General features: G+C 64.3%; 2 protein-coding genes and 1 pseudogene. 2 read left to right on the top strand and 1 reads right to left on the bottom strand.

The annotated features are described in order from the left end of the window. Positions 1-80 precede the first annotated feature (80 nt). Entirely contained in the window at positions 81-1,745 is a 1,665-nt protein-coding gene (ettA, locus tag G3436_RS03265) for an energy-dependent translational throttle protein EttA (protein WP_163941235.1), read from the bottom strand. Between the two features lie 351 nt (positions 1,746-2,096). On the opposite strand from ettA, the gene G3436_RS29195 reads away from it, so the two are divergent. Together G3436_RS29195 and G3436_RS03270 are read left to right on the top strand one after the other, a co-directional pair. Then, positions 2,097-2,306, top strand: a complete 210-nt coding sequence (locus G3436_RS29195; protein WP_476644166.1) for a hypothetical protein — start codon at positions 2,097-2,099, stop codon at positions 2,304-2,306. A gap of 803 nt (positions 2,307-3,109) precedes the next feature. After that, a pseudogene (locus tag G3436_RS03270) lies at positions 3,110-5,938 on the top strand (sensor domain-containing protein); the annotation flags it as partial. Between the last annotated feature and the right edge of the window lie 65 nt (positions 5,939-6,003).

Here is a 6,003-nt window from a genome sequence, read left to right on the forward strand (position 1 = left end):
TGCCAGCGAAGGGCACAGCGTGATTTCAAGCCAAAAAAAACGGGGCCCGAAGGCCCCGTTTCAGTGCAAGACCGCCAGGGTCATGCCAGTTTCTTGTGCCGTACACGGTGCGGCTGTGCCGCGGCATCGCCCAGGCGCTTCTTGCGATCGGCTTCGTACTCGGTGTAGTTGCCTTCGAAGAACACCGCCTGCGAATCGTCTTCATAGGCCAGGATGTGCGTGGCCACACGGTCCAGGAACCACCGATCGTGAGAGATCACAATGGCGGCACCCGGGAAGTCCAGCAGCGCCTCTTCCAGCGAGCGCAGGGTCTCGACGTCGAGGTCGTTGGACGGTTCGTCGAGCAGCAGCACGTTGCCGCCCTCTTTGAGGGTCAGGGCCAGGTGCAGACGGCCACGCTCACCACCGGAGAGGTCCTTGACGAACTTCTGCTGGTCGCCGCCCTTGAAGTTGAAGCGGCCGACGTAGGTACGCGCCGGGATCTCGTAGTTGCCGATGCGGATCTGGTCGGAACCGTCGGAGATCTGCTGGAACACGGTCTTGCCGCCGTCCAGGTCTTCACGGCTCTGGTCGACGCAGGCCAGCTGCACGGTCTCACCGATCTCGATGCTGCCCGAATCCGGTTGTTCCTTGCCCATCAGCATGCGGAACAGGGTCGACTTACCGGCACCGTTACCGCCGATCACGCCAACGATGGCGCCTTTGGGCATGGCGAACGACAGGTTGTCGATCAGCACGCGATCACCGTAACCCTTGGTGACGTTCTTGAACTCGATGACCTTGTCACCCAGGCGCGGGCCGGCCGGGATGTAGATCTCGTTGGTTTCACTGCGCTTCTGGAATTCCTGCGACTGCATTTCCTCGAAACGCTGCAGACGCGCCTTGGACTTGGACTGGCGGGCCTTGGCGCCTTTGCGCACCCACTCCAGCTCTTCCTTCATGGCCTTTTCATGCGCCGACTGCTGCTTGGATTCCTGGGCCAGACGATCGGACTTGGCTTCGAGCCAGCCCGAATAGTTGCCCTCGTACGGAATACCGGCGCCGCGGTCGAGTTCCAGGATCCAGCCGGCGACGTTGTCGAGGAAGTAGCGGTCGTGGGTAATGGCTACCACGGTGCCCGGGAAGTCGTGCAGGAAGTGCTCCAGCCAGGCGACGGAATCGGCGTCCAGGTGGTTGGTCGGCTCATCCAGCAGCAGCATGTCGGGGGCCGACAGCAGCAGGCGGCACAGCGCCACACGGCGCTTCTCGCCACCGGACAGGTGTTCGACCCTGGCGTCCCAGGCCGGCAGGCGCAGCGCGTCGGCGGCGACTTCCAGCTGGCGCTCCAGGTTGTGGCCGTCGCTGGCCTGCAGGATCGACTCGAGCTTGGCCTGCTCGGCGGCCAGCTTGTCGAAGTCGGCATCCGGCTCGGCGTAGGCGGCGTAGACCTCGTCCAGGCGGGCCTGGGCGTCCTTGATCACGCTGACGGCCTCTTCGACCACTTCACGTACGGTCTTGGTCGGGTCCAGTTGCGGCTCTTGCGGCAGGTAGCCGACATTCAGCTCGGGCATCGGACGCGCTTCGCCGTCGAACTCGGTGTCGACGCCGGCCATGATTTTCAGCAGGGTGGATTTGCCCGAGCCGTTGAGGCCGAGCACGCCGATCTTGGCGCCAGGGAAAAAGGACAGTGAAATGTTCTTGAGGATTTCCCGCTTCGGCGGCACAACTTTGCTCAGCCGATGCATGGTGTAGACGTATTGAGCCAAAACGTGAGCTCCAGTAAGTAGGTCAATCAAAGGAGCTGATTGTAGACACAAATGGATACCCCGGCCATGGTCGAGGGCTCACGTCGCGTCGGGTCGCCCAAAGCGGCGGCGCACTCGTTTACCCCTGCATCAGCATTTCCATGATTCCAGCCGCTCGCCTGCGCCGGGACACCTTACGACAGACGGACAACACTGGCACTTTGCCACACTTCAAGGCATGCTAGCCGCCCTCCGGGCGTGGGGCTTATAGTGCGCGCCAGGACTGGTATGCGACAGGAACACCGCACACTGCGCCCACACACGTGTGGGGCAGCGCCCCCCCCTGGCACAGCCTTACCGCAGGAACCCTGTTTGACCAATCTGACTCAGCTTTCATCCCTGCGCAAAGCCGGCACTGCGTCCGGCTCGACGTTGCGTGGCTCGCTGAAAGGGGCGCTGGCGATCCTTGCGCTGCTGCTGCTCGCCCTGCTGTTCTGGCAGGTGATCGAGCAGTATCGGCATACCCTGGCCGATCGTCGCCAGCACAGCCTGGACGCCAGTGCGACCTGGCCGACCACCTGAGCCTGAACATGGCCCTGCAGGCACAGCGCGCGCTCAACCCGTTACAGGCGCACCCGAACGCCCCCGCCGCCGCCGACCTGCCGCCAGTGCTCGCGCATTTGCACGGGCGTCTGCCGGCACTGCGCAGCCTGGCCTGGCTCGATGCCCAGGGCAACGTGCTGCGTGACAGCGCGGGCATCAGCGTCGACCGCCAGGCCCTCGGCGAGCTGCTGCAACGCAGCCACGGCCGGGCGTATTACTTCAGCAACAGCCCCGACAACAGCCTGATCTACCTGCTGCTGCAGCAACCGGGCGATGGCGACCGTGGTTACTGGCTGCTGCGCCTGGCGCCTGACTACTACCGCGAGCTGACGGCACAGCTGGAGCGCCCCGGGCACCCGCTGTGGTTGCTGGAAAACAGCCACAACGCACAGGTCATCGACCGTCACCCGCCTCACGCCGACAGTCCACAGAGCGATGACACGTCGCTGCAGAGCGTCATGCTGGCCTTTATCGACAACAGCGACTGGCAACTGCGCGGCCTGTTCGATGCCGCACACAGTCGCCAGCAACTGCTGCCCGCGCTGATCGGCAAATGCATACTGGGGCTGGTGTGCGCACTGATCCCGCTGTTGGCACTGATCAGCATGCGCCGCCGCCATCGCGCCCTGCAGGAAGGTCGCCGGCGCTATCAGGACATTTTCGAAGGCACCGGCGTGGCGCTGTGCGTGCTCGACCTGTCCGGCCTTGATGCACTGCTGGAGCGTCAACGCCTGCGCAGCACCGAAGCGCTGGCCCAGCGACTGGCCAACGACCTGTCATTGCGCAGCACGCTGCTGCGTGAGCTGAAAATCACCGAAGTCAATCAGGTGGCCCTGCAACTGCTGGGTGTGGACTGCTGCCAGAGTGCCTGGCGGCGCTTGATCGAAGGGGCGGCGCCGGACGATGACGGCGTCGGCATGCAACTGCTCGACGCGGTGCTCAACGACCAGCGCCTGCTGGAGCTGGAAGTGCGCCTGAGCGACGCACTGGGCCACGATCAGCATTTGTGGCTGATGGTGCGCTTCCCGCAGGAGCGCCGCGATTATCAGGCCGTGATCCTGAGCATCAGCGACATCACCAGCCGCAAGCGCGTGGAGCTGTCGCTGCTGGAGCGCGAGAGCTTCTGGTCGGACGTAGTGCGCACGGTGCCCGACCAACTGTATGTGCAGGATGTGTACAGCCTGCGCATGATCTTCAGCAATCGGCACCTGGGCCAGACCCTGGGCTATGCGCGCAATGAACTGGCGCAGATGGGCGAATACTTCTGGGAAGTGCTGCTGCACCCGCAGGACGCCGAACGGTTCCGCCAGATGCGCCAGCACCAGCGCCAGACCGGTTACATCGAGCAACTTCACTGCCAGTTACGCTTTCGCCACCACGACCAGAGCTGGCGGCGTTACGACATCCGTGAACAGGCCCTGACCCGCGACCCTGCCGGCAACGTGCTGCGCATCATCGGCGTGGCCAAGGACGTCACCGACCAGATCGAGGCCAGCGAGTCGCTGCGCGACAGCGAGCAGCGCTACCGCATGCTCGCCGAGAGCATCAGCGACGTGATCTTCTCCACCGACCCGCGCTTGCAGTTGAACTACGTGAGCCCTTCGGTGCACGCGGTGCTGGGCTATGACGTACAGTGGATCTTCGACAACGGCTGGCAGTCGACCATCGCCAACCCGGCGCAGCTGACAGGCCTGTATACCTTGTTCGAACGGGTCAGCCATGCGCTGACCGAGCCTGCCGCGCTGGAGCAGCTGCGCAACGAAGTGACCACCCAGCTGTTCCTGTTCGACTGCCTGCGCGCCGATGGCCGCAAGATCCCGATCGAACTGCGCGTGGTGCTGGTATGGGACGAGCGCAACCACTTCGAAGGCATCCTCGGCGTTGGCCGCGACATCAGCCAGCAGCGCCGTGCCGAGAAAGACCTGCGCATGGCCGCCACGGTGTTCGAGCACTCGACGTCGGCGATCCTGATCACCGACCCGGCCGGCTACATCGTGCAGGCCAACGAGGCGTTCAGCCGCGTCAGCGGTTATGCGGTGACCGATGTGCTCGACCAGTTGCCGAGCATGCTCACCGTCGACGAACAGCAGGAAGCGCACCTGCACTACGTGCTCAAGCAGTTGCAGCAGCGCGGTACGTGGGAAGGCGAGGTGTGGCTGAAGCGGCGCAGTGGCGAACACTACCCGGCGTGGGTCGGCATCACCGCGGTGCTCGACGACGAGGGCGACCTGGCCAGCTACGTGTGCTTCTTCACCGACATCAGTGAGCGCAAGGCCAGCGAACAACGCATCCACCGCCTGGCCTACTACGACGCCCTCACCCACCTGCCCAACCGCACGCTGTTCCAGGACCGCCTGTACACCGCGCTGCAGCAGGCCGAGCGGCAGAAGGCCTGGGTGGTGCTGATGTTCCTCGACCTGGACCGCTTCAAGCCGATCAACGACTCGTTGGGGCATGCCGCGGGCGATCGCATGCTCAAGGACATGGCCGAGCGCCTGCTCGACTGCGTGCACGACGATGACACCGTGGCGCGCATGGGCGGCGACGAGTTCACCTTGCTGCTGCAGCCCAAGGCGACCCGCGAGCTGGCCCTGAACCGCGCGATCAACGTGGCCGAGCAGATCCTCGCCAGCCTGGTGCGGCCGTTCGTGCTGGAGAACCGCGAGTTCTTCGTCACGGCCAGTATCGGCATCGCCCTCAGCCCGCAGGACGGCGGCGAACTGAGCCAGCTGATGAAGAACGCCGACACGGCCATGTACCACGCCAAGGAACGTGGCAAGAACAACTTCCAGTTCTACCAGGCCGACATGAACGCCAGTGCACTGGAGCGCCTGGAGCTGGAAAGCGACCTGCGCCATGCGCTGGAGCAGAACGAGTTCATCCTCTATTACCAGCCACAGTTCAGTGGCGACGGCAAACGCCTGACCGGCGCCGAGGCGCTGCTGCGCTGGCGCCATCCACGGCGCGGGCTGGTACCACCCGGCGACTTCATCCCGGTGATCGAGGAGCTGGGGCTGGTGGTGGACGTGGGCGACTGGGTCATCAGCGAAGCGTGCCGCCAGCTCAAGGCCTGGCACCAGGCCAAGGTGCGGGTGCCGAAGGTGTCGGTGAACATCTCGGCGCGGCAGTTCTCCGATGGTCAACTGGGTACGCGGATTGCCACCATCCTGGGCGAAACCGGCTTGCCACCGGCGTGCCTGGAGCTGGAACTGACCGAGAGCATCCTGATGCGCGAGGTCAACGAGGCCATGGTGATTCTCGACAGCCTCAAGAACCTGGGCCTGAGCATTGCGGTGGACGACTTTGGCACCGGCTATTCGTCGCTCAACTACCTCAAGCAGTTCCCGATCGACGTGCTCAAGATCGACCGCACCTTTGTCGACGGGCTGCCCGAAGGCGAACAGGACGCGCAGATCGCCCGCGCCATCATCGCGATGGCCCACAGCCTTAACCTGGCGGTGATCGCCGAGGGCGTGGAAACCCATGAACAGCTGGAGTTCCTGCGCGAGCACGGCTGTGACGAGGTGCAGGGCTACCTGTTCGGGCGACCGATGCCGGCCAACCAGTTCGAGGCGCAGTTCAGCAACGAAACGTTGTTCATGTTCGAATAACGCGGCGCCCCCCCTTCGCTGGCAAGCCAGCTCCCACAGGTTAAATGGACGCCGCAAGCCCCTGT

Source organism: Pseudomonas brassicae (assembly GCF_010671725.1).
Taxonomy (GTDB): Bacteria; Pseudomonadota; Gammaproteobacteria; order Pseudomonadales; family Pseudomonadaceae; genus Aquipseudomonas; species Aquipseudomonas brassicae.